Raw genomic sequence first — 23,172 nt, 5'->3', positions numbered from 1 at the left:
CTTGCCACAACATGTTGTTCGCATCCACTGTGTGACCCTGAGCACACAACCAGTCCGGCCCGGTTTCGGGTCGGAGGGGTTGGTGTTCGACCCGGTCGCGCCCCTCGATGAGGGGTGCGGTGGGGATAGGTGAATAGTGTTGTCGGTGGTCATTGCGGAGGGGGAACGCCCGGTCCCATCCCGAACCCGGAAGCTAAGCCCTCCAGCGCCGATGGTACTGCACTCGCCAGGGTGTGGGAGAGTAGGTCGCCGCCGACATCAAACCTTTCAGGAAGGCCCCGGAGCTTCGGTTCCGGGGCCTTTCTGCGTTCTCGGATCGGGATGCCGCCTGCTGCGCGGCTAACACGATCCACCGACAATTTCTCGCTCCGCTGCCGGGGGCGGCGTCGAACGTTCCCCACCCGGGTCCTCGTGTCCACAGGATCGGCATTCGTTCCCTTGAGCTCCCGTTCTCGCCGGATGCTTGGTGCACCGGATCGACCGACACGAGGAGCGAGAAGATGACCGAGATCCTGACGACCGTCGTGGGCCGCCTGACGAATGCGCCCGTCAAGCGGGACCTGGGCGGCGGCCGCGAGGTCGTCTCCTTCCGGATGGCCTGCAACCACGGGTACCTGGACCGTACGACGGGGCAGTGGAAGGAGTCGTCGACCTCCTACGTGTCCGTCGACATCTGGCGCAAACACCTGGGCCGCAACGTGCAGGGGTCGTTCGTGAAGGGCGACCCGGTGATCGCGCACGGCCGGCTGTACGTCCGGGACTACGAGCAGGAGGGGCGCACCCGCACGGCGGTCACGCTCGTGGCCGACGCCGTCGGACCCGATCTGAACACGGCGATGGCCGCCGTCACCAGGGTGCGACGGACCGTCGACGGCAGCCTGGTGGAGGAGGCCGGGATGCCGGTACAGGGCGACGACGGCGCTGCCCAGGAGGGTGTGCCGGTCGGTCCGCGCCCCGTGCCGGACGACGAGCGGCTCGGACAGGTGGCCGAGGTCGTACCGGCCGCGAGGGCCTGACCCGGCCGGAACTACCATCGTGGGCGTGGCGGAGTTCATCTACACCATGAAGAACGTGCGCAAGGCGCACGGCGACAAGGTCATCCTCGACAACGCCTCGATCAGCTTCTACCCGGGAGCCAAGATCGGTGTCGTGGGGCCGAACGGCGCCGGCAAGTCGAGCGTGCTGCGGATCATGGCGGGGCTGGACCAGCCCAACAACGGCGAGGCATACCTGGCGCCCGGGGCGACGGTCGGCATCCTCCAGCAGGAGCCCCCGCTGAACGAGGAGAAGACCGTCCTCGGGAACGTCGAGGAGGGCGTCGGCGAGATCAAGCAGAAGCTCGACCGGTACAACCAGATCGCCGAGCAGATGGCGACGGACTACTCGGACGCGCTGATGGAGGAGATGGGCACCCTCCAGGAGGAGCTCGACCACGCCGACGCCTGGGAGCTCGACTCCCAGCTCGAGCAGGCGATGGATGCGCTCCGGTGCCCGCCGCCGGACGCGGAGGTCGGTCTCCTCTCCGGTGGTGAGCGCCGACGGGTCGCGCTGTGCAAGCTCCTCCTGGCAAAGCCGGACCTCCTGCTGCTCGACGAGCCGACCAACCACCTCGACGCCGAGAGCGTGCTGTGGCTGGAGCAGTTCCTCAGCTCCTACCCGGGCGCGGTCCTGGCCGTCACGCACGACCGGTACTTCCTCGACAACGTGGCGCAGTGGATCCTCGAGCTGGACCGCGGCCGTACCTTCCCCTATGAGGGCAACTACTCCACCTACCTGGAGAAGAAGGCGGAGCGGCTCGCCGTCCAGGGCAAGAAGGACGCGAAGCTGCAGCGGCGGCTGAAGGAGGAGCTGGCCTGGGTCCGTTCCAACCCCAAGGCGCGCCAGGCGAAGAGCCGCTCGCGGCTCGACCGCTACGAGGAGATGGCGGCCGAGGCGGACCGGCACCGCAAGCTGGACTTCGAGGAGATCCAGATCCCGCCGGGCCCACGACTGGGCAACACCGTCGTCGAGGTCTCGCACCTGGACAAGGGCTTCGACGGGCGGCAGCTCATCAAGGACCTGTCCTTCTCACTGCCCCGCAACGGCATCGTCGGCGTCATCGGGCCGAACGGCGTCGGCAAGACCACGCTGTTCAAGACGATCGTCGGCCTGGAGAAGCCGGACTCGGGCGAGGTGAAGGTCGGCGACACGGTCAAGCTGTCGTACGTCGACCAGAACCGTGCCGGCATCGACCCGAAGAAGAACGTGTGGGAGGTCGTGTCCGACGGGCTCGACTACATCCACGTCGGGCAGACCGAGATGCCGTCGCGGGCCTACGTCGCGGCATTCGGGTTCAAGGGCCCGGACCAGCAGAAGCCGGCCGGCGTGCTGTCCGGTGGTGAGCGGAACCGGCTGAACCTGGCCCTCACGCTCAAGCTGGGCGGCAACCTGATCCTGCTCGACGAGCCGACGAACGACCTGGACGTCGAGACCCTCGGGTCGTTGGAGAACGCGCTGGAGCAGTTCCCGGGCTGCGCCGTGGTGATCTCCCACGACCGCTGGTTCCTCGACCGCGTCGTGACCCACATCCTCGCGTGGGAGGGCACGGACGAGAACCCGGCCAGCTGGTTCTGGTTCGAGGGCAACTTCGAGGCGTACGAGAAGAACAAGATCGAGCGCCTCGGAGCGGATGCGGCGCGACCGCACCGTGTGACGCACCGTAAGCTGACTCGTGACTGAGAGCTATCACTCTCCGGCGGCCTGAGGTCACGGAGCGGCAGCGGGAGCGACCCCGGAGTCGGGGTGCACGGGAGGGTGCATGTCCGAAGTGGTCCGGCACGGCGGGGACCAGATGTCCGGGGCGGCGATGATCGGTGTCGCCTCGTCGCTGCGGTGGAGCAGGCCGGATCTCACGGCCGATCTCGCCGGGCACGTCGCGGATGCGGCGCGGTCCGGCGACCCGGCCCTGTGGCTCGCCGCCCTCGGGTGGCGGGTGCACGGGATCGCGGCGGTGGGCGACGGGCGCGCGGCCGTCGTCGAGGCCCTCGCGGCGCTGGACTCGTCGGACGTCGACCCTGCGGACACGGCGGCCCTTCGGCTGCTGGTCGAGGTCGCGTCGGCGTGCCGGGACAACGGCGACGTCGCGCTGGCTCGACGGCTCGCCCAGGCTGTGCTGGGACGTGCCGACGAGTCGCCGGAGTCCCGGTTCGACGCCCGGCTGGTCCTGGCGCGCTGTCGATCCGGCGACCAGCCGGACGAGGTGCGTGGCGTCCTCGATGACGCTCGCGCGGAGGCAGCGCGTCTGTTGCCCGGCCCCGCTTACCCGGCCGCCGTCGCGCTCGCGCGGGCGTCGGCGGCGCGGGAGGGCGGGCGAACGGACGAGGCCGTCGACGCCGCGGCCGAAGGCCTGCGCCTGCTCGGAGCCGGCGACGGCGAGGCCCCCGGTCCGGTGTCACCCCATCTGGTCGACGCGCTGTCGGCGCAGCGGCTCGGTGCCCTGCTCGCGGCCGGACGTCGCACAGAGGCACGCGCCCTGGCGGATGTGGTGGCGAGACGCGGCACTGTGAAGGCGACGCGACAGGCTGCGCAGCTCCGGCTCGTCGTCGCGCAGGCGACGGCCGACGACGGCGCCGCTGCCGAGCGGGCGTTGTCCGAAGCCGCCGAGTACGCGGCCACGGTCGACACCCCCGGGCTCGAGGGTGCGTGCCGGATCGCGCTCGGCGACCTCGCCGAGAAGCAGGGCCGGCTGGACGTCGCCCTGGCTGCGACGCGGGCCGGGCTCGAGGCGGAGCATCGCGACGCGGAGCGCGGGCGACGGTTCCGCGAGCTGGTCGCCGCCGTCGCGGATCGGTTGGTCGGCGACGACGCTCCAGTTCGAGGCGGCCACCGGGGCTCCACGCCTGGTGGTAGCGGCCCACGTGTTGACGGTCGGAGCGACGCCCGTGGCACCGGTGTACCCGGACGTTCCCGTGGCACGGAGACGGGTGCCGGCGGGTTCTCCGACTTTCCCGGGGCTGCAGGCGGAACGCGGAACGGCACGTCTCCTGCGCACCCGGCTGTGGGGGGCAGGGGACCGACGAGCGCGATCGACGCCCTGCTGGGCGGACTCGACGCGGGGATCCTGCCGGCGTCGTGGAGCAGCTCGATCGCCGATCCGTTGGCCGAAGCGCGACCCGCGGGGCGACGTCGCGAGACCTCGGCCGGCGAGGGCGGCGGCCGTAGGCACCGCGCAGCGAACGGTTCCGCCGACGGGTTCGAGGTGACGGCCGGGCGGCGGCGGAAGACCGACGACGCCGAACCGACCGTGGGCGCCGGGCGGGTCGACGGTGCGGACCGCGGCGCGATCAGCGACCTCGGAGCGCGGGGCGTTGTGCGGAATGGCGATCGTGGCGCCAGGCGGCGCGACGACGCCGGCCCGGCCGCGGATCTCGAGGCCCGTCGCGGCGGACAGCGTGCGGAGACCGCTGGCGGTGCAGCTCCGGCCTCCGATCGCACCCGAGGTGCAGAGGGCGGGCACGCAGGCTCGGGTCGGGATGATCTCGACGAGGGCGTGGCCGCGACCGTCGGCCGCAGGCGCGGCCACCGGAACGACTCCGCTGACCCGGTCCGGGGCGCCCGGCACGAGGAAGCACTCCCGGAGCCCGGTCGTCGGCGGAGCGGGGGCGATTCCGCCGCGGCCGGTCCTGGCGCCGATGGTTCTGGCCTCGCGGATGTGTTGGCGGGTTCTGGACGGCGCCGTAGCGACGACGTCGCCCGCGCGGGCCGGGGCGGTCCGGCGGAAGGCCTGTTCCCGGCCTCCGGTCGCGCGAGCCGCGGCGGCGAGGACCTCCTCCGGACTGCCGGCGCCGGGCGCAGGGGTGAGCAGGAGACCCTTTCCGGCCGTCGGGCCGGGCGGCGCGGTGAGGCCGACGCGCCCACGAGCCCGGACGAGCGCTCGCCCGATGGCGACACGGCGTCGACCGCACAGCGCAGCTCGAAGGACGACGGGCGGGAGTCGGTACCTCGCGACGATGCGGCGTCGGTCACCAACGGCCGGGGCGTGGAATCGGCGCCGGGACGCGGCCCTGGCGACAGCGGTGGGAACGGGCTGCTCGGAGGCGGCTCGGTCGACTCGCCGAGCACCATGACCGACGCCGAGGGTGAGTCCGAGCGCGCGTACGAACCACGCACGAAGCTTCGGCAGCGGACGATGGCGACCGCGGTCCCGATCGACGACGCGGACCAGCGGCGGACCGCCTCCTACGGGGCGCTGCTGGGGGACGCGTTGATCTCCGAGCTGCGGGCCTCGGGTCAGTGGAGCGATGACGGGCGATCCCGTTCCTGGCCCCGGCTGCGGCCCGGTGACGATTTGCCCGGCGTTGTCGGCGGTCGCAGTGGCGGCAGTGGCGGGTCGGTCGAGGGGACCGGGCGCAGCGTGCTGGACGAGGGCCTTGACCGGACGACCACGGGCGCCCGCCAGGAAGGCGACGAATCAGATCCGCCGGGCGAGGCGGGTGACGAGTCGGGCGGCTCGGTCGGGCCCGGCGGCCGGCTCGGCGAGGAGTTCTCGATCAGGGGCACGGAGGAGTTGAGTGACCCCGTCTCCGCGGGTCGCAGCGGGGCCCGGCGTCGCGTCCACGAGGGGGCTCGGGAGGCGAGCGCGGAGACCGGGCCGCAGGGTGCAGAGCTCTCGGCCGGTTCTCGTGCGCGCATCGAGGACGGGGTGCGGGGTGAGGTCCGGGGGGCGCGGGCGGCGGAAGGCGAGCGGCCCCGGTCGCGTCGCTCGGCCGACCGGCTCTCCGCCGACGGGCAGCGTGCCGCACGTCTGGTGGCGGACCTGCTGGCTACTGCCGAGGGTGGAGGCCGCGCCGCGCGGCGCCGGGCGCGAGAGGCTGCCGAGGCACAGTCCGACCGCACGGCGTCGACGGCGCCGGCACGGACCGGCGAGCCGGCTGATGAGCAGCCGAGCGCAGCCGAGGCGGGGCTCGGTGCGCTGAGCGGTGCAAGCGAGCTGGGCCGGGGTGGTGGACGCCGGGCTCGCGCTGGGAAGCGCGCCGGCGAGTTGGGCTCCGTCGGCGAGTTGGGTCGCGTCGGCGAGCGGGGTCGCGTCGATGAGTTGGGTCGCGTCGATGAGTTGGGTCGCGTCGATGAGTTGGGCCGTGCCGACGACCGCGTCCGCACGTCCGAGCCGGGCCGTGGAGCTGAGCCGGGCCGCGGAGCTGAGCCGGGCCGGGTCGATGAGCCGGGCCGCGCAACCGAGCCGAGCCATGGAGCCGAGCCGGCCCGGCGAGCTGGGTCGAGCGACGGTGCCGAGTCGGGTCGTGGACGCGATCAGGGTCGCGCTGGTGAATCGAGCCTCGCGAGCGACGAGAACGGAGCCGGGCGGACCCGCGGCGGTGAGCTGAGGCGCACTCGAGCGTCCGGACCTCAGGACGCTGAGGACACGGGCACGCCGGGATACGGCGGGCAGCCGGCACTCGACGGGACGGCGGCGCGGGCGGGTGAGCCGCCCTCGGCGGGGGTCGAGCCGTCGGCCGCGGCGCAGGCGGCGGACGACTGGCTGCGCTCGGCGATCGCGGAGCTGGACCGCGTGTGGGGCAAGCCGGACGCGCTGTCCGGGGCCCTGCCGGCCGACCGGAGCGGGTCCACCGGGAGCGGGAGCGGGCCCACCGAGAGTGATGCGGTCGGCACGTCCGTGGTGCTCGACCTCGTGGACGGGGACCGGCGGATCGGGTCCCCGGAGGCCGAGCGTGTGCTGCGGGGGCTCACCGACCGTATGCGCGTGCACCTGCCGAGCCGGAGCCGTGTTCGGAGCGGGGACCCCAGCACCCTGCGCGTCGATCTGCCGGGGCGCGACCGGAGCGAGACCGCGGCATGGCTGCACCCGGTGATGCGGGACCTGGCCGCCAGCGTCGACGGCGGCGCGGAGCTCCGGGGCGCGCGGTTGCGGGGCACCGTGCACGGGACGGACGGCGTCACCGGGGTCCAGCTCATCCAGGACCTCGAACCGTCGCCGCCGGCCGGCCGGTCGAACGGGCGCACGAGTGCCGCCGCGTTCCGGATGGAGGACCTGGCGGTCCGCCCCGGGAGCGGTGGTCGTCGGCACCGGCGAGCGGCCGGATCCGCCGGCGTCGAGGGCGCACGCACGGCGGACGACGAGGGCGACCCGGCCCGCTCGACGACCGCGGCACCTGCCGCCGCCTCGACGACACCGGCACCTGCCGACGGCGCCGGATCGGCCGGAGCTCCGGCACGGGACGGTCGTCGGGCCGGCCCGGAGGGTGCCCCGACCGACCGCACCGCTGACAGCGATTCCACGGCGACCGGCCCGGCGAGGAACGCCGACGCTCCGACCGGGTCCGGCGACGGCACCGAGCCGGACGGTGCGGCGGCGAAGGGGACGTCCAATGAGTCCCTGGGGCTCGGGGACCTCCTCGCCGGCGCGATGGCGGCGTACCGCGGCCTCTGACGACCTCCACACCGAGCCGGCCCCGCCGGCGACCGGCCGGACTGCCGGCAACGGCGGCCGGCCGGGGTGGAGTGAACGAGCTCCATCCCCGCCACCCACCGCCACCAGCTGCTTCCCCTGGGTGACCGGATCGCGCTCGGGTCGCCGCCGCGATCAGCCGATCGGGGGCTAGTGTGGGCGCCGCCCCGAGCAACTTTCGCAAGACCCGGAGTCGCCGAGAATGAGCCGGACCCGTGAGCACACCACCGCCGCGGAGCCGGCCGATGCCGGGCTGGACGGCCTGACCGCCCTCTACGCCCGGCACGCGCCCGCGGACGGGGCGACCGCCCACGGCGACAGCCCGGAGCTGCCCCCGCTCGGCGAGGTCGCGGCCGAGCAGCTGTCCCTGGCCGCCCGCCGCCTGGTCGGCGAGCCGCTGGTCCGGGTGGACGGGACGGCCGTCCGGATCGTCACCGACGACATGCCCTACCTCGTGGGCTCGACCCTGGTCGCGGTGTCGCGCGCCGGGACGGAGATGCGGCGGCTGCTGCACCCGATCGTCGTCGTGCGGCGGGACGTGGCGGGGCAGCTGTTGGAGGTCCTGCCCGACGCCGACCCCGCCGACCCACCACGCGGCACGTTCGCCGAGTCCTGGATCCGGCTCGACCTCACCACCGCCGTCGATCCCGCCGCCCTCACCGAGGAGCTGCGCGCCGCGCTGCACGACGTCCGCGAGACCGTCGAGGACGGCGACCGGATGGAACGCCGGATCCGCACCCTCGCCGACGAGCTGCTCGCCGAGGAGCTGGTGCCCCGCGGTGTCCGCACCGACCGCGGCTCCGAGCGCCACGAGACCGCCCAGTTCCTCCGCTGGCTCGCCGACGGCCACTTCACCTTCCTCGGCTACCGCCACTACCGGATCGACGGCGGGCGGCTGCGCCCCGAGCTCGCGTCGGGCCTGGGTGTCCTGCGCCGGGACACGCTCGACAACGGTGCGTTCGTCCCGGACGGCGGCGGGCCGGACCGGGCCGAGGAGCTGCTGATCCTCACCCGCGCCGGCGTGCGCAGCCGGGTGCTGCGCCCCGCGCACCCGTACTACGTGGGCCTGCGCACCTTCGACCAGTACGGCGCGCCCACCGGCGAGCACCGCTTCCTCGGCATGCTCACGGTCCCGGGGATGTACGAGAGCGTGCTGGACATCCCGGTGATCGCGCGGCGGGTGCGCCGGGCGATCCGGCGGGCGGGCTTCCCGCAGGAGTCGTACTCGGGACAGCAGATGCTCGAGGTGATCTCCGGGCTGCCGCGCGAGGAGCTGTTCAGCGCGACCACGGAGTACCTGCACGACGTCGGGGTCGGCGTCCTCGGGCTGGCCGGCCGCCGCGCGGTGCGGGTGTTCCTGCGCCGGGACCCGCACCACCGGTTCGTCTCGTGCCTGGTCTACGTGCCGCGCGACCGGTACACCACGACGAGCCGGCTGGCGATGGCCGAGGTCCTGCGCGACCGGCTGCACGGCAGCGCCGTCGACTACACCGCGCGCGTCACCGAGGCGCCCTACGCGCTCGTGCACTTCATGGTGCAGACCGACCCCGCGCAGGCGCCGGTCGACCCGGACGCGCAGGAGCTCACCGACGCCCTCACCGAGGCCGTCCGGACCTGGGACGACCGGCTCGTCGACCGGCTCGGCGCCGCCGCGGTCACCGTGCCCGGCCTGCTCGCCGGCATCCCGGACTCCTACAAGGCCGGCACCAGGCCCGAGCGCGCGGTGGAGGACCTGAAGCGGATCCTCGCGCTGCCCGAGGGCGGGTTCGACGTCCGGCTGCACCACGAGAACGGCGAGCGCCGGCTGGCGATCTACCTCGACTCGCCGGTGTCGCTGACCCGGATCCTGCCGGTGCTGCAGCACCTGGGCGTGGAGGTCGTCGACGAGCACCCGTCGGAGTTCGTCCGGCCCGACGGTCGTCGCTGCTGGCTCTACGACTTCGGGCTGCGCCTCGACCCCGCCGACTTCGCCGACACCGACCTCGCCGGTCGGGACGAGGCGGCGCTGGACCGGGACTTCTGCGCCGCCTTCCGCGCGACCTGGGGCGGCGACGCCGAGGCGGACCGGTTCTCGGCGCTGGTGCTGCACGCCGGCCTGCACTGGCGCGAGGCGGCGCTGCTGCGCGCCTACGCGCGCTACTCCCGGCAGGTCGGCAGCACCTTCGGGGTGCAGTACATGGCGGACACGCTGTTGGCCCAGCCCGCCGTCGCACGCGGGCTGGTGAAGCTGTTCCGGGCCCGGTTCGACCCGGCCGAGGAGAACCGGTCGAAGGTCACCGAGGAGGCGCTGACCGAGGTCACCACGCTGATCGACCAGGTCACCGGGTTGGACGCGGACCGGATCCTGCGCGGCTTCCTGGCGACGATGGTCGCGACGCTGCGCACGAACTGGTTCCGCGACCGCGCGTTCACCTCCTTCAAGATCGACCCGGCGGCGGTGCCGGACATGCCGGCGCCGCGGCCGCGCTTCGAGATCTTCGTGTACTCGCCGCGGATGGAGGGCGTGCACCTGCGGTTCGGGCCGGTCGCCCGTGGCGGGCTGCGCTGGTCCGACCGGCCGCAGGACTTCCGCACCGAGATCCTCGGCCTGGTCAAGGCCCAGATGGTGAAGAACGCCGTGATCGTGCCGGTCGGGGCGAAGGGCGGGTTCGTGGTCCGCGCCCTGCGCCCGGACCCGGCCGAGGTCGAGGCCTGCTACCGGATCTTCATCTCCGGGCTGCTCGACGTCACCGACAACCTGGTGCGGGGCGAGACCGTCCCGCCGCCGGACGTGGTGCGCCACGACGGCGACGACTCCTACCTGGTCGTCGCTGCGGACAAGGGCACCGCCCGGTTCTCCGACGTGGCCAACGAGGTCGCCGCGAGCTACGACTTCTGGCTCGGCGACGCGTTCGCCTCCGGCGGCTCGGTCGGCTACGACCACAAGGCCATGGGCATCACCGCCCGCGGCGCCTGGGAGAGCGTCAAGCGGCACTTCTCCGAGCTCGGCGTCGACACCCAGACCCAGGACTTCACCGTGGTCGGCGTCGGGGACATGTCCGGCGACGTGTTCGGCAACGGGATGCTCCTGTCCGAGCACATCCGGCTGGTCGCGGCCTTCGACCACCGGCACGTGTTCGTCGACCCGACGCCCGACGTGGCCCGCGGGTTCGCCGAGCGGAGCCGGCTGTTCGCGCTGCCCCGCAGCTCGTGGGACGACTACGACCGCACCACCATCAGCCCCGGCGGCGGGGTCTGGCCGCGCACGGCCAAGGCGGTGCCGGTCGGCCCGGAGATGCGGGAGGCGCTGGGCCTGGCCGAGCACGTGGTGAAGCTGAGCCCGCCCGAGCTGATCCGGGCGATCCTGCTCGCCCCGGCGGACCTGCTCTGGAACGGCGGCATCGGCACCTACGTCAAGGCCTCCACCGAGGCGCACGCCGACGCCGGCGACAAGGCCAACGACACCATCCGCGTCGACGGCCGGGAGCTGCGGGTCAAGGTCGTCGGCGAGGGCGGCAACCTCGGGCTGACCCAGCGCGGCCGGATCGAGTACGCCCGCCACGGCGGGCGGGTGAACACCGACGCGATCGACAACTCGGCCGGCGTCGACTGCTCGGACCACGAGGTCAACATCAAGATCCTGCTCGACCGGCTGGTCACCGTCGGCGAGCTGGACCGTCCGGGGCGCAACGCCCTGCTCGCCGAGATGACCGACGAGGTCGCCTCCCTGGTCCTGGCCGACAACACCGACCAGAACGCGGTCCTGGGCGTCGCCCGGTCGCACTCCGGCGAGATGGCCAACGTGCACTCCCGGGTCATTGCGGACCTGGAGGAACGCACCGGGTTGGACCGGGCCCTGGAGGTGCTGCCCACGCCGGCGGGGTTCAAAGCCCTCGAACGGTCCGGCGACGGCCTGACCGGGCCGGAGCTGTCGACGCTGCTCGCGCACGTCAAGCTCGACCTCACCCGCCGGCTGCTCGACAGCGACCTGCTGGAGGGGTCCGCGTTCGCGCCGCGGCTGCCGGAGTACTTCCCGCACCCGCTGCGCGAGCGGTTCCCCGACGCGATCCGCCGCCACCCGCTGCACCGCGAGATCCTCTGCACGCTGCTGGTCAACGAGATGGTCGACGGCGCGGGGACCACCTTCGCCTTCCGGATCGGCGAGGAGACCGCTGCCAGCCCGTCCGACGCCGTCCGCGCCTACGCCGTGGTGACCGGCGTGTACGCGCTGCGGACGCACTGGCGGCAGATCCGCGCCGCCGAGCTGCCCGTCGAGGTCGCCGACCGACTGATCCTGGAGTCCCGCCGGCTGCTGGACAGGGCCTCGCGCTGGTTCCTCGCCAACCGCCCCCAGCCCCTGGCCGTCGGGGCCGAGGCCGCCCGCTTCGCCGGGCAGGTACGCACGTTGTGGCGCCGGCTCCCGGACTTCCTCGTGGGCCGGGAGAAGGAGGCCGTGGAGAACCGGACCGCCGAGCTGCTCGACGAGGGCGTGCCGGACAAGCTGGCCCGGCGCGCGGCGACGGCGGTGCACGGCTTCGGGCTGCTCGACGTCGTCGAGCTGATCGAGCTGTCCGAGCGCGACGGCGAGCCGCGGGACCCGGAGGAGGTCGCGCGCACGTACTTCGCGCTCAGCGACCATCTCGGCGTCGACGTGGCGCTGACCTCGGTCAGTGCGCTGCCACGCGGCGACCGCTGGCACCAGCTCGCCCGGCTCGCGCTGCGGGACGACCTCTACGGGTCGTTGCGCGCGATCACCCTCGACGCGTTGCGCGAGGCAGCGCCGGGCACGCCCGTGCCGGAGACCATCGCGCAGTGGGAGCGGGCCAATGCGTCGCGGCTGGTCCGCGCGCGGGCGGCGCTGCAGGAGATCGCGGGCGCCGGGCAGCTCGACCTGGCCACGCTCTCCGTCGTCTCCCGGCAGCTGCGGGGTCTCGCACGGGTAGCGTGACGGGGCGACACCCTCAGCCGAGTAAGGCCCTCGTGGACGACCGCGACGCGGAGGTGGTCGCCCTGCCGTCGTTGCGCGAGTACCCGCCCGGGACGCCGCTGGAGATGCGGGCCGACCTCCACGGTTCCGTCGCGTCGGCCTGCCGGGAGCGATGAGTTCCGGCCGGCCGGCCGGTCCACCCCCTGTGACGACGTTCCTGCTGCTGCCCGGCGCGGGCGGCGAGGCCTGGTACTGGCACCGGGTCGTCCCTGAGCTGACGGCGCGCGGCCACGAGCCGGTCGCCGTCGACCTGCCCGCCGACGACGAGTCCGTGGGCTGGGCGGACTACACCGCCCTCGCCCTGGACGCCCTCGACGGCCGGCCCGACCCGGTCGTCGTCGCCCAGTCGATGGGTGCGTACACCGGCGCCCTCGTCTGCGCGGCGACGAAGGCCCGGCGGCTCGTGCTGGTGAACCCGATGATCCCGGTGCCGGGGGAGAGCGCCGGGCGCTGGTGGGAGGCCACGCGGCAGGCCGAGGCCCGGGCCGAGGCGGGGTTCGACGGATTCGACCTCGAGCGGGACTTCCTGCACGACATGCCCGACGACCTGCGCGCCGAGCTGAGGCGCGTCGGCCGGAACCAGTCGGAGCGCTCGTTCGCCGAGCCGTACCCGCTCGAGGCGTGGCCGGCGGTCCCGACGACGGTGCTGGCCGGCGCCGACGACCGCCTGTTCCCCCTGGCCTTCCAACGGCGGGTGGCCCGCGAGCGGCTCGGGCTCGACGTCGTCGCGGTGCCGGGCGGGCACCTCAACGCCCTCTCCCGCCCGGTCGAGGTGGCGGAGGCGCTGGTCGCGGCCGTCTGAGCGGGTGAGAGGGTGGGCGCGTGGCCCGCTACGTCGCCCAGGTCCCGCTGCGCTGGACCGACCAGGACTCCTACCGGCACCTGAACCACGCCCGGGCGGTCACGCTCCTCGAGGAGGCGCGCATCGACCTGATGTTCACCGCGGCCGCCGCGGAGGGCGTCGACACCTTCGCGGCCGGGCTGCTGGTGGCCGGGCTGGGCGTGGAGTACCGCCGGCAGATCCCGTACCGGGCGCACGACCTGCGGGTCGAGATGACCGTGCGGGACGTGCGGGCCGCGTCGTTCACGATCGACTACGTCATGCGCGCGGGCCCCGCCGAGTCCGATCCCGTCGCGATCGAGGCCGAGACCCGGATGGCGCTGTTCGACCTGGACGGGCAGCGGCCGCGCCGGCTCACCGTCGAGGAGAAGGCCTTCCTGCTGCGCTGGGCCCCCGAGGCGAGCGAGGCGGTGTCGTGAGCCTCCGGTTCGCCGATCCGTCCGAGCGCGCGGACCTCGGCGCGTTCACCGCCCGGCTGGTCCGCCTCGACGAGTCCGCGCCGGTGCGGCTGCGCTCCGCGCGCGGCCGGGTGACGGCCTGGGCCCCGACCCCGTTCGAGGCGCTCGCCACCCGCTCGGTCGCCGCGGAGATGGAGCCGGAGGACGTCACCCTCCAGGGGTCCGCCCTGCTCACGGCGCTGGCCGTGGACCGGTCGGAGGAGGTCGACCTCGGCGGGGCCGCCGGGTTCTGGACGGGCACGCTGCCGCCGGACGAGGGCTGGACGCGGCTCGAGGACGTCCCCGCGCGGGAGCTGGAGGCGCTGACCGAGCGCGGGCTGGCCCTGGCACGGGAGCACGGCGGTCCGATGGGGCCGCCGGCCTCGCTGCTCGACCAGACCGTGCTGACGGTCTCCGGCGACGTCCCGGGCACGGTCTCGGTGCCGATGCGGGCGCTGTTCGCCCTGTCCGGAATGGGGTTCCTCGGCGGCGCCGACACCGGTGCCGGCGAGGGGCCGGAGCCGATCGTGCGCGTCTCCGCGACGGGCTCGTGGATGCGGCTCGACGCCCGGTTCGGCGCCGTCGTGCGGCGGCGGATCACCACGCTGCCCCTGCTGACCTGACGGGCGTCTGCGCAGTTCAGAGGGGGTCGTGAGCGGGAACCGACGCCCTAGGGGCAGTGGGCGCTCCCGGGTCAGGCGAGCCAGGCGGCCGTGTCCGGGGGGAGCTCGCCGCAGTCCGTGAGCGGGGCGCTGGTGAGCAGGACGTCGCCGGGCGGGAGCGGGACGGCCCGGTCGCCGGCGTTGAGCGCGCAGACCAGGGTGGAGCCGGTGCGGCGGAAGGCGAGACAGCCCGCCGGGGCCCCGAACCACTCGACCTGGTCGCCGTGGAAGGCGGGGTGGCTGCGGCGCAGCTCGAGGGCGTGCCGGTACAGCGACAGCGTGGAGTCCGGGTCCTCGAGCTGGTCGGCGGCGGTGAGCGCCCCGTACTCCTCCGGCATCGGGAGCCACGGCGTGCCGGTGGTGAAGCCGTAGCCGGGGCCCTCGCCCTCCCACGGGAGCGGCACGCGGGCGCCGTCGCGGCCGGGGACGGTGTGCCCGGACAGCTCCCAGGTCGGGTCCTGCCGCGCATCGGCGGGGAGCTCGACGTCCGGGAGGCCGAGCTCGTCGCCGTGGTAGAGGTACGCCGTCCCGGGCAGGGCCAGCGCGACCAGCGCCATCGCCCGAGCCCGGGCGCGGCCGGCGGCGCCCTCGCCGTAGCGGGTGGCGGGGCGGACGAGATCGTGGTTCGACAGGGTCCACACCGCGGGCGCACCGGCCGAACCCGCGGCCGCGAGCGTGCGGTCGATCGCCTCGCGCACCGCGACGGCGTCGAAGGCCGCGTCCCGCAGTGCGGAGTGGAAGGCGAGGTGCAGCTCGTCCCGGCGGACGTAGCAGGCCCACCGGGCGTCGTCGCGCACCGCGCCGACCTCGCCGACGGCCACGCGGTCCGGGTAGTGGTCGAGCACGGCGCGGATCACCCGGTGCACGTCGTGCACCGGGTCCTGGTCGAAGCGCGGGTCGACGAGCTCGTCGGACACCGGGGTCCAGCCCGGCTGCCGCCGGTCGTCCGGCAGCCCGGCGGCCTTCGCCATGCCGTGCGCGACGTCGATCCGCAGCCCGTCGACGCCGCGGTCGCACCAGAACCGCAGCGTCTTCTCCAGGTCCGCCCAGACCTCGGGGTTCTCCCAGTCGAGGTCCGGCTGGCCGGGGGCGAACAGGTGCAGGTACCACTCGTCCGGCCGGCTCGTGCCGTCCTCGTCCGTCACGGTGAGCCGGGTCCACGCCGGCCCGCCGAACACGCTCTGCCAGTTGTTCGGCGGCTGCTCGCCGCGCTCGCCCCGGCCGGGGCGGAAGTGGTAGCGGGCCCGCTCGGGGCTCCCGGGCGCCGACGACACCGCGGCCCGGAACCACTCGTGCTGGTCCGAGGTGTGGTTGGGCACCACGTCGACGATCACGCGCAGGCCGTGCGCGTGCGCGTCGGTGATCAGCCCGTCGAGGTCGTCGAGGGTGCCGAGCAGCGGGTCGACCTCGCGCGGGTCGGTCACGTCGTAGCCGTGGTCGACGCCGGGCGAGGGGTTGACGGGGCTCAGCCAGAGGGCGTCGACCCCAAGGAGCTCGAGGTACCCGAGCCGGCTGCGGACGCCCGCGAGGTCGCCGACCCCGTCGCCGTCCGAGTCGGCGAAGCTGCGGACGTAGACCTGGTAGACGACGGCCTCCGCCCACCACTGCCCGTCGCGCCGCACGGGACACCATCATGCCAAACGGACGCGCCGGCCCCTAGCTAGAAGCCGGAGTTGACCATGCTCGCCGCGGCGTACTCCAGGTACTGCCAGAGCTGGGCGCGATGGGCCTCGCCGAGGTCGGACTCGTCGACGGCCACGCGCATGCAGCGCAGCCACGCGTCGCGCTCGATCGGCCCGATCGTGAACGGGAAGTGCCGCATCCGCAGGCGCGGGTGTCCGCGCTGCTCGGAGTAGGTGCGGGGGCCGCCCCAGTACTGCTCGAGGAACATCCGCAGGCGGTCCTCGGCCGGGCCGAGGTCCTCCTCCGGGTACAGCGGACGGAGGATCTCGTCCTCGGCGACCTGTTCGTAGAAGCGGTGGACGATCTGGTGGAAGACCTTGTCGCCCCCCACCTCCGCGTAGAAGTTCTGTGGTGCGGTCACGTGCCCAGTCTCCCCCCGAGGCCGAGCGGCACGGGCCGGGGGACGCCCTCGTCGTCGAACGCGTCCGTGATGGCGGCGTTGAGCGCGCGCTGCACGGCCCACTGCTTGCCCGGGTTGACCTTGACGGTGAGCCGCAGGGTGGCGCCCTCCGCGGTCACCTTCTCGACGCCGAGGACCTCCGGGTCCTCCAGCACGTCCTCGGCGATGTCCTCCTGCGCGACGCGCTCGGCGGCGACCCGCCCGGCCAGCTCGGAGACCTCCGCCATGTCCGCGGAGTGCGCGAGCGGCAGGTCGACCACGGCCACGGCGTAGCCCTGGCTCTTGTTGCCCACGCGCAGGATCTCGCCGTTGCGCACGTACCAGACGGTGCCCTGCACGTCCCGGATCGTGGTGATGCGCAGCCCGACCGCCTCGACCGTGCCGCTGGCCTCGCCGAGGTCGACGATGTCGCCCACGCCGTACTGGTCCTCGAGCAGCATGAACATGCCCGACAGGAAGTCCCGCACCAGGTTCTGTGCGCCGAAACCCACGGCGACGCCGACGATCCCGGCCGACGCCAGGATGGGCCCGAGCGCCACGCCGAACTCGGCGAGGATCATCACCGCGCCGATCAGCAGGATCACCGCGGAGGTGATCGAGCGCAGCACCGAGCCGATGGTCCGGGTGCGCTGGATGCGCCGCTGCGAGATCAGCGGGGTGGTGCGGATCCGCCTGGGCGCGCGGCCGAGCACCTTGGAGAGGCCGCCGTTCGACGCGCCCTCCACAACGCGCGTGATCGCGCGGTGCAGCAGGTGCCGCGCCACGAACGCGACCACGACGATCAGGACGATCTTGATCGTGCCGTTGACCACGACGTCGGCCGAGCTGGCCAGGAAGTCGTTGTTGGTCCACTCGTAGAACCGCGCGCACCAGGTCCCGGCCTGCGCGGCGCAGGCGGGCGGCTCGGCGAGGGGCAGGGCGTCGACGGCGTCCTGCAGAGGGGTCACGTCAGCTCCAGACCGGTGTGGAAGGCCAGGAAGGCCAGGGTGTCCACGGACAGCGCGACGGTGCGCGAGATCGAGCGCGCCCCGTGCCCGACGTCGGTCTCACGTCGGAGCAGGACGGGGCGCCCGAGCAGGTCACCGGTGGTGGCGTGCTGCAGCGCCGCGCACATCTTGCGGGCGTGCAGCGGGTCCACGCGGGTGTCCGACTCGAAGACGGTGAAGAGGGTGGCCGGGTACGCCACGCCCTCGCGGACGTGGTGGTACGGCGAGTACGAGAGCAGCCAGCCGAGCTGCTCGGGGTCGTCGGCGGTGCCGTACTCGTCGTTCCAGGTGCGGCCCAGGGAGAACAGCTCGTAGCGGACCATGTCCAGCAGCGGCGCCGAGCAGACGACGGCGGCGTACAGGTCCGGGCGCTGGGTCAGCGCGGCCCCGACGAGCAGCCCGCCGTTCGAGCCGCCCTGGATGCCGAGCTGCGCCGGCGTGGTCGTGCCCGCGGCGACCAGGGCCTCACCGGCCGCGTGGAAGTCGTCGAACACGTTCTGCTTGTTCGCGCGGTTGCCGGCGAGGTGCCAGGCCTCGCCCTCCTCGCTGCCGCCGCGCAGCCCGACCAGCGCGTACGCCCCGCCCGAGGCGACCCACGCCAGCGCCGAGGACGTGTACGCCGGTTCGCGGGCGATCGAGAAGCCGCCGTAGCCGGTCATGAGGACCGGCCACGGGCCGTCCCCCTCGCCCGGGGTGACCACGAACATCCGGACGGTGGTGCCGTCCTTCGAGGTGAACTCGCGCAGCTCGGAGCGCACGACGGGCAGCTCGACCTGGCCGGGCGCGGTGGCCTCGAGGACCGTGGTGCCCCGCTCGTACCGGTGCACCTGCGGCGGCGTGACCAGGTCGGTCCAGCCGATCCAGACCTGCCCGTAGCGGTCCGGGGTGTCCCGGTCGGCGACCGTGAGGCCGGTGAGCGAGCCGGTGCCGGGCAGCGGGATCTCCCCGGCCGGGGTGCCGTCGACGGCGTGCAGGGCCAGCTCGGCCACCGCGTGCCGGGCGCGGGCGACGACGAGCCGCGGCGCGTCGTCGCTGCCCGGGGCGGGCTCGAGCCAGCGGACCGCCTGCAGCACCGAGCCGGGGTCCTCGGGGACGAGGTCGTGCCAGTGCTCGCGCTGCGGTGTGGCGGGGTCGGTGACGGCGAGCCGCCACCGCGGCGCCCCGTCCGTGGTGTGGATGTAGAGGCGGCCGTCGCGCTCGACCCAGCAGGTGGCCTGGACGTCGTCCGCCTGCGTGAGGATCGGGACGAGCTCCGGGGTCTTGCCGTCGCCCAGCTCGGTGATCCACACGCTGTCGCGGCGGGCGGTCCCGACGTTGGCGGTCACGACCAGCCAGCGGCCGTCGCGGGAGACCCGGACGCCGTAGTAGGTGTGGTCCTCGTACAGGCCCGGGCCGGTGACCAGCTCGTCCTCGGTGTCCGGGGTGCCGACGCGGTGCCGCCAGATGCGCCGGTGGAAGTCCTCCTCGCCGTCCGCGACCTCGCCGGGGGCGACCTTGCGCACGTAGACGAACTCGGCGCCGCCGGGCAGCCACGCCACGGACGAGTAGCGGCACCGGTCGATCGGGCCCTCGACGACCTCGCCGGTCGCGACGTCGAGCAGGGAGAGGACGGACTGCTCGTCGCCGCCGTGCGAGACCTGGTAGGCGATCCGGTTGCCCTCCAGGTCCGGCACCCACGTGTCGAGCGTGGTCAGGCCGGTCGGGTCGAGGGCGATCGGGTCGAGCAGCGCGCGCTCGGCCCCGTCGGGCTCGCGGACATACACCACCGCGTGCTCCTGACCCGGCTCGCGGCGGGAGAAGAACGCCCGCCCCGCCCGCCACAGCGGCACCGAGACGGAGCCGGCGGAGAGCAGCTCGCGGAGCCGCGACTCGAGGACCTCGCGGCCGGGCAGGGCGTCGAGCCGGCCGCGGGCGAGCTCGTCCTGCGCCGCCGACCACTCGCGGGTCCGGGAGTCCTCCGGATCCTCGAGCCAGCGGTACGGATCGGCGACCGGGCGCCCGTGGAGCTCCTCGACGAGAGCGAGGCGGGGAGCCACGGGATAGGGCGGCGTGCTCACACGATCGGAGGTTACGTGACCACCCGGGTGTGACCGCCGGGCCCCAGGGACAGCACATAGTCCTGCCCGATCAGGTCCCTGCCGAAGCTGTGGTGCGGTTCCTCGCCGACGAGCCGGAAGCCGGCGTCGAGGTAGAGGCGGCGGGCCGCGTCGAGGACGTCGTTGGTCCAGAGCCGCAGCGTGGCGTAGCCCTGCTCCCGCGCGAAGTCGACGCACGTGGCAACGAGCCGGCGGCCGAGCCCGTGCCCGCGGGCGTCGGGGTGGACGAGCAGGATCCGCAGCACGGCGGTGTCCGGGTCCGGCCCGGCGACGCACAGCACGCAGCCGGCGCGGCGGCCGTCGAGCTCGGCGATCCAGCCGCGCTCCCGGGGACCGGGGGTGAAGTCCGCCACGATCCGCGCGACGAGGGCCTCGAAGCTCGCGTCCCAGCCGTACTCCGCCGCGTACAGCTCGCCGTGCGCGCCCACGACCCACCCGAGGTCGCCGGGCCTGCCGATCTCGCGGATCTCGACCGCGGCCATCACCCCTCCTCGACTGAAACGAGTGTTTCAGTGCAGGATGACGCGATGACCGGAGAAGGGCAAGGGGCGGGCTCGCCGCGGCGGGAGGAGCTGCTGGAGGCGGCGTACGCGTACGTGCTGCGGCACGGGCTCGCCGACCTGTCGCTGCGCCCGCTCGCCCGGGAGGTCGGCAGCAGCCCGCGGGTGCTGCTCTACCTCTTCGGGTCGAAGGACGGGCTGGTCCGGGCCCTGCTCGGGCGCGCCCGCGCCGCCGAGCTCGCCCTGCTCGCCGACCTGCCCGAGGGCGACGCACCCGGCCTGCTGCGGTCGTTGTGGGAGTGGCTCGCCGCGCCCGCGCACCGCGACCTGCTGCGGCTGTGGGTCGAGGGCTACGGGCGCGCGCTCGTCGAGCCGGAGGGGCCGTGGGCGGGGTTCGCGGAGGCCACGGTGCGGGACTGGCTGGTGGTGCTCGGCCGGGTGCTGCCCGAGCCCGCCGCCACCGCGGCGCTCGCCGTCCTGCGCGGCGCCCTGCTCGACCTGCTGGCCACGGGCGACGCGCAACGGACGGGCGCGGCAGTGGCGGCGCACGCCGCACGACTGGGCTGAACCGAGGCGGGTTCCGGCAGGTCGTCCGGGGTCGTGAGTGCGGACTGCCCCTCTAGGGGCAGTCGCCGCTCACGGGGTGCGGGTCGTGACGTGCGCGGGGACGGGGGCGTCGGCGGGCACGTGCGGGTCGGGCCGGGGAGTGCCGAACGTGCTGGTCAGCGGGACGACGCCGGCCCAGACCTCGGGCGAGAGGTCCTCCGGGTCGTCGGCGGGCGGTCCGGTGCGGATCTTCACGCTGGCCTCGTCGAGGTCCAGCGCGAGCACGGCGGTGGCGGCCAGCTCGCGGCGGGTGGGCGGGCGCGTGTAGTCCCAGGAGCCGGGCGCGAGGTGCTCGACGATCGCCCGCAGCGCGGCCGTGCGTTCGGGCTCCTCGGTGACCAGCCGCGCGGTGCCGTGCGCGACGGCGCTGCGGTAGTTCATCGAGAAGTGGAAGGCCGAGCGGGCGTAGACGATCCCGTCGAGGTGCGTGACGGTCGCGCACACCGGGATCCCGCCCTCGCGCAGCCAGCGCGCGCCGGAGGACCCGTGCACGTAGAGGGTGTCGCCGATGCGGCCGTAGCCGGTGGGCAGCACGACCGGGGCGCCGTCGCGGACCAGCGCGAGGTGGCAGACGAGGCCGTGGTCGAGGACGTCGTACAGCGCGGCCCGGTCCGTGGCCCCGCGCTCGCGGTGGCGGCCGACGGTGCTGCGCGGGGTGGGGGACAGGGTGGTGCTCACGGCGTCGCTCACGACCTCGAGTCTGGGTCCGGAGGTGGCATCCTGGAACGGCCACTCCACCTCGTTTCCGGAAGGCCACTGCCGTGTCGATCGTGACCGAGCTGCCGCCGCTGCACCTCGACCGCGCCGGCCCCGAGCCGCTCGCCGCCCAGCTGGCCGACGCGCTGCGCGCCGCGGCCGCGGGCGGGGCGCTCCGGGCGGGGGACCGGCTGCCGTCGACCCGGGAGCTGGCCGCCGTCCTGCGGGTCAGCCGCACCGTGACGGCCGCCGCGTACGACCAGCTCCTGGCCGAGGGCTGGGTCGAGGGCCGGGTCGGCGCCGGCACCTTCGTGACCGCGGTCCCGGCGGCCGGTCCGGCCCCGGGTCCCGAGCCGCGCACCGAGCCCGCGGACGAGCGGCCGCGCATCGAGCTGCGCCCCGGTACCCCGTGCACCGAGGTCCTGGACCGGGCCGCCTGGCGGCGGGCCTGGCGCGCGGCGGCGGAGCCCGAGCCCGACCTGCTGCCCCGGTACGCCGGCCTGCCCGGCTTCCGCGCCGCCGTCGGCGAGCACCTGCTGCGCCACCGCGGGCTCGTCGCGCGTCCCGGCGAGGTCCTGGCCACCGGCGGGAGCACGGGCGCGACCGCGGAGCTGGCCAGGGTGCTGCCGGAGGGGGCGCGGGTCGCGGTGGAGGAGCCGGGGTACCGGCGGGCCGCCGACGCGCTGGCGGCGGCCGGGCTCGAGGTCGTCGGCGTGCCGGTCGACGACGAGGGGCTGCGGGTCGAGGACCTGCCCGCCGGCCTCGCCGCGGTCTACTGCACCCCGGCGCACCAGTTCCCGGTCGGCGGGCGCATGCCGGCCGCGCGACGGATCGCGCTGGTCGAGCGGGCGCGGGCCGAGGGCCTCCTGGTGATCGAGGACGACTACGACGGCGAGCTGCGCTACGACGTCGCCCCGCTGCCGTTGCTCGCCGCGCTCGGCCCGGACGTCGTCGCGCACGTCGGCACGGCCAGCAAGATCCTCACGCCGACGCTCGGGGTCGGCTGGCTGGTCGCGCCGCCCGCGGTGCGTGCGGCCGTGGCGGAGCGCCGGGAGCGGACCGGGTCGCGGCCCGCGCCGGCGGGGCAGCGGGTGTTCGCGGCCTTCGCCACCTCCGGCGACCTGGCCCGGCACCTGCGCCGGCTGCGCCGCGAGCTGGGGGAGCGCCGCCGGCTGCTGGTCGAGGCGCTGGCCGGCGTGTCGCTGCGGGGCGACCGGGCCGGCGCGCACGTCCTCGTCCCGTTGCCCGACGCGGCCACCGCCCGGGCCGTGCAGGCCGCGGCGGCCGACCGGGGGGTGGGCCTCGAGGTGCTGGAGCGGTACGCGGGCGCGGGGGCGCCGGGCGGGATCGTGATCGGGTACGCCGGGTCGACGCGCGCCGAGTTCGCCGCCGCGTTGCCGGTCCTGGCCGCGGTGCTCGACGGACGGGGCTCGGAGGGCTGACAGGGCTGTCGAACGGTCGTTAGTCTCGCGCGCGGAGTTCCCGCACCGGAGCGAGAGGCGACCGCGATGACGCGCACCCCCGTCGAAGTCCTCACCGACCACCTCAAGGCGCTCAACGCGCACGACGTGGACGCGATCCTCACCGACTACGCCCCCGACGCCGTGCTGATCACCCCGGGCGCCGCGCTGCAGGGGCACGAGGCGCTGCGCCAGGCCTTCGGCGGGCTGATCGAGCAGATGCCGAACTGCGTGTTCACCGAGAAGTCGGTCACCGAGGCCGACGGGGTGATCCTCCTGGAATGGGGGCTGGAGTCCGACGTCGCGACCGTGTCCGACGGCATCGACACCGTGGTGGTGCGCGACGGGCTGATCGTCGCGCAGACCGCCCGGTTCACGCCCCAGCCCCGCTGACG

Annotated in this window: 18 protein-coding genes and 1 rRNA gene; 12 read left to right on the top strand and 7 right to left on the bottom strand. The window is 74.5% G+C overall.

Translation table 11 applies throughout. The features are described from left to right. Positions 1-141: 141 nt before the first annotated feature. The 3 genes from rrf (at position 142) to ettA (ending at position 2,718) form a co-directional block, all read left to right on the top strand. A 5S ribosomal RNA gene (gene rrf / locus AB0B41_RS19375) occupies positions 142-258 on the top strand. 242 nt (positions 259-500) lie between these two features. Then, a complete protein-coding gene (locus AB0B41_RS19370; RefSeq protein ID WP_358205013.1) occupies positions 501-1,016 on the top strand; it encodes a single-stranded DNA-binding protein in 516 nt (171 codons plus the stop codon). Between the two features lie 25 nt (positions 1,017-1,041). Next, complete coding sequence (ettA, locus tag AB0B41_RS19365) at positions 1,042-2,718, top strand: energy-dependent translational throttle protein EttA (protein ID WP_358205010.1); 1,677 nt, start codon at positions 1,042-1,044, stop codon at positions 2,716-2,718. Positions 2,719-3,430: 712 nt separating this feature from the next. Here ettA and AB0B41_RS19360 read toward each other — a convergent pair. After that, the gene (locus AB0B41_RS19360; RefSeq protein WP_358205008.1) at positions 3,431-3,865 is read right to left on the bottom strand and encodes a hypothetical protein; all 435 of its coding nucleotides are present in this window, start codon (positions 3,863-3,865) and stop codon (positions 3,431-3,433) included. A 2,682-nt stretch (positions 3,866-6,547) separates the two neighbouring features. On the opposite strand from AB0B41_RS19360, the gene AB0B41_RS19355 reads away from it, so the two are divergent. The 6 genes from AB0B41_RS19355 (at position 6,548) to AB0B41_RS19330 (ending at position 14,311) form a co-directional block, all read left to right on the top strand. Next, positions 6,548-7,426: a hypothetical protein gene (locus AB0B41_RS19355; protein WP_358205005.1), complete on the top strand. Its 879-nt coding sequence runs from the start codon at positions 6,548-6,550 to the stop codon at positions 7,424-7,426. A 220-nt stretch (positions 7,427-7,646) separates the two neighbouring features. Continuing rightward, entirely contained in the window at positions 7,647-12,371 is a 4,725-nt protein-coding gene (locus AB0B41_RS19350; RefSeq protein WP_358205003.1) for an NAD-glutamate dehydrogenase, read from the top strand. Positions 12,372-12,403: 32 nt separating this feature from the next. After that, on the top strand, positions 12,404-12,526 hold the full coding sequence (locus AB0B41_RS19345; protein ID WP_358205001.1) for a hypothetical protein: 123 nt from the start codon (positions 12,404-12,406) through the stop codon (positions 12,524-12,526). Between the two features lie 29 nt (positions 12,527-12,555). Further along, on the top strand, positions 12,556-13,212 hold the full coding sequence (locus tag AB0B41_RS19340; protein ID WP_358204998.1) for an alpha/beta hydrolase: 657 nt from the start codon (positions 12,556-12,558) through the stop codon (positions 13,210-13,212). A 20-nt stretch (positions 13,213-13,232) separates the two neighbouring features. After that, positions 13,233-13,670: an acyl-CoA thioesterase gene (locus tag AB0B41_RS19335; protein ID WP_358204996.1), complete on the top strand. Its 438-nt coding sequence runs from the start codon at positions 13,233-13,235 to the stop codon at positions 13,668-13,670. After that, positions 13,667-14,311, top strand: a complete 645-nt coding sequence (locus tag AB0B41_RS19330; protein WP_358204994.1) for a hypothetical protein — start codon at positions 13,667-13,669, stop codon at positions 14,309-14,311. Before AB0B41_RS19335 ends, AB0B41_RS19330 begins: the two co-directional genes overlap by 4 nt. Before the next feature lie 71 nt (positions 14,312-14,382). Here AB0B41_RS19330 and AB0B41_RS19325 read toward each other — a convergent pair whose 3' ends face one another. From AB0B41_RS19325 to AB0B41_RS19305, 5 genes are read right to left on the bottom strand one after another with little or no spacing between them, the layout of a single operon-like run. Continuing rightward, the gene (locus AB0B41_RS19325) at positions 14,383-15,972 is read right to left on the bottom strand and encodes a glycoside hydrolase family 13 protein (protein ID WP_358204992.1); all 1,590 of its coding nucleotides are present in this window, start codon (positions 15,970-15,972) and stop codon (positions 14,383-14,385) included. A 38-nt stretch (positions 15,973-16,010) separates the two neighbouring features. Further along, positions 16,011-16,394, bottom strand: a complete 384-nt coding sequence (locus AB0B41_RS19320; protein WP_358204989.1) for a globin — start codon at positions 16,392-16,394, stop codon at positions 16,011-16,013. Beyond that, positions 16,391-17,380 (bottom strand): mechanosensitive ion channel family protein, encoded by a 990-nt coding sequence (locus AB0B41_RS19315; protein ID WP_358204987.1) that lies wholly within the window; start codon positions 17,378-17,380, stop codon positions 16,391-16,393. Before AB0B41_RS19315 ends, AB0B41_RS19320 begins: the two co-directional genes overlap by 4 nt. Continuing rightward, the gene (locus AB0B41_RS19310) at positions 17,377-19,476 is read right to left on the bottom strand and encodes a prolyl oligopeptidase family serine peptidase (protein WP_358204985.1); all 2,100 of its coding nucleotides are present in this window, start codon (positions 19,474-19,476) and stop codon (positions 17,377-17,379) included. The genes AB0B41_RS19315 and AB0B41_RS19310 overlap by 4 nt, the downstream gene beginning before the upstream one ends. An 11-nt stretch (positions 19,477-19,487) precedes the next feature. Continuing rightward, positions 19,488-19,997: a GNAT family N-acetyltransferase gene (locus AB0B41_RS19305; RefSeq protein WP_358204982.1), complete on the bottom strand. Its 510-nt coding sequence runs from the start codon at positions 19,995-19,997 to the stop codon at positions 19,488-19,490. 45 nt (positions 19,998-20,042) lie between these two features. Between AB0B41_RS19305 and AB0B41_RS19300 the strand changes: the two genes are divergently transcribed. Beyond that, positions 20,043-20,582, top strand: coding sequence for a TetR family transcriptional regulator (locus tag AB0B41_RS19300; RefSeq protein WP_358204980.1), 540 nt, complete (start codon positions 20,043-20,045; stop codon positions 20,580-20,582). A 69-nt stretch (positions 20,583-20,651) separates the two neighbouring features. Here AB0B41_RS19300 and AB0B41_RS19295 read toward each other — a convergent pair whose 3' ends face one another. Then, positions 20,652-21,311, bottom strand: a complete 660-nt coding sequence (locus AB0B41_RS19295) for a pyridoxamine 5'-phosphate oxidase family protein (RefSeq protein WP_358204978.1) — start codon at positions 21,309-21,311, stop codon at positions 20,652-20,654. Between the two features lie 80 nt (positions 21,312-21,391). On the opposite strand from AB0B41_RS19295, the gene AB0B41_RS19290 reads away from it, so the two are divergent. Together AB0B41_RS19290 and AB0B41_RS19285 are read left to right on the top strand one after the other, a co-directional pair. Further along, the gene (locus AB0B41_RS19290) at positions 21,392-22,759 is read left to right on the top strand and encodes a PLP-dependent aminotransferase family protein (protein WP_358204976.1); all 1,368 of its coding nucleotides are present in this window, start codon (positions 21,392-21,394) and stop codon (positions 22,757-22,759) included. Between the two features lie 66 nt (positions 22,760-22,825). Further along, positions 22,826-23,170, top strand: a complete 345-nt coding sequence (locus AB0B41_RS19285; RefSeq protein ID WP_358204973.1) for a nuclear transport factor 2 family protein — start codon at positions 22,826-22,828, stop codon at positions 23,168-23,170. The last annotated feature ends 2 nt before the right edge of the window (positions 23,171-23,172 follow it).

This window comes from Pseudonocardia sp. NPDC049154 (genome assembly GCF_040648315.1).
GTDB lineage: Bacteria > Actinomycetota > Actinomycetes > Mycobacteriales > Pseudonocardiaceae > Pseudonocardia.
This window is presented reverse-complemented; position numbering and strand designations above follow the sequence as displayed.

Coding starts and splice junctions, on each gene's coding strand:
- AB0B41_RS19285 (WP_358204973.1), top strand. CDS start 22,826: ATGACGCGCACCCCCGTCGAAGTCCTCACCGACCACCTCAAGGCGCTC.
- AB0B41_RS19305 (WP_358204982.1), bottom strand. CDS start 19,997: ATGGCCGCGGTCGAGATCCGCGAGATCGGCAGGCCCGGCGACCTCGGG.
- AB0B41_RS19350 (WP_358205003.1), top strand. CDS start 7,647: ATGAGCCGGACCCGTGAGCACACCACCGCCGCGGAGCCGGCCGATGCC.
- AB0B41_RS19370 (WP_358205013.1), top strand. CDS start 501: ATGACCGAGATCCTGACGACCGTCGTGGGCCGCCTGACGAATGCGCCC.
- AB0B41_RS19300 (WP_358204980.1), top strand. CDS start 20,043: ATGACCGGAGAAGGGCAAGGGGCGGGCTCGCCGCGGCGGGAGGAGCTG.